This is a genomic window from Pasteurella bettyae CCUG 2042 (assembly GCF_000262245.1).
Taxonomy (GTDB): Bacteria; Pseudomonadota; Gammaproteobacteria; order Enterobacterales; family Pasteurellaceae; genus Basfia; species Basfia bettyae.
In genome coordinates this window covers 1-618 of record NZ_AJSX01000037.1, presented here as the reverse complement: position 1 = coordinate 618, position 618 = coordinate 1, and the positions used below count along the sequence as shown (strand labels likewise).

The window sequence follows — 618 nt, the reverse complement described above, 5'->3', positions numbered from 1 at the left end:
TTGGCTAGAAAGTAAGAAATGCTGAGTCATCGTCTTGTTTAAAATTTATGTTAATAGAGATTTTAAATATGCTCAAACGTGATAAAATGCGTTTAAACTCAAAACAAATATACGCTCATTTGCGTAATTTGTCAATTATAAATTGAAAATGGAATGCTCAAATGTGCATATCAGAAAGATTAAGACAAGTTTGTGAAGTTAAAAATTGGAAAATTACAGACTTCGCAGAACAAACAGGAATAGCCTATCGCACGATGCAAGGTTACATCGGTGGCGAACGAGAACCTAATGCGGAAGGGATGGCTGGGATCGCTAAAGCAGGAGTGAATTTAAATTGGCTCGTTAGCGGTGAAGGTGAGATGTTTCAAGCTGTAACGCCAAAAAATACTATCTCAGAGCAAGAAGAAAAGCTGATTGCAGACTATCGTACTATGCCTGAAAATTTAAAGGATGCCTTTGCTATTTCTTTTAAAGAAATATCAGAAAAACAATAAATATTTAACTTGACATTAACTCAATAAGGAACAAAAAATGTCCCTACAAGCCTACAAGCCTACAAGCCTACAAGCCTACAAGCCTACAAGCCTACAAGCCTACAAGCCTACAAGCCTACAAGCC

The 618-nt window shown here is 36.6% G+C and carries 1 protein-coding gene; it reads left to right on the top strand.

Annotated features, from left to right (window positions below; genetic code table 11):
• Positions 1 to 161: 161 nt before the first annotated feature.
• Positions 162 to 494 carry a helix-turn-helix domain-containing protein gene (locus tag HMPREF1052_RS07995; protein WP_005761189.1) on the top strand — a complete coding sequence of 111 codons (333 nt, stop codon included), beginning with the start codon at positions 162 to 164 and terminating at the stop codon, positions 492 to 494.
• The last annotated feature ends 124 nt before the right edge of the window (positions 495 to 618 follow it).

What these genes read in the sequence shown, in the direction of transcription:
- HMPREF1052_RS07995 (WP_005761189.1), top strand. Translation starts at nt 162, where the DNA reads ATGTGCATATCAGAAAGATTAAGACAAGTTTGTGAAGTTAAAAATTGG.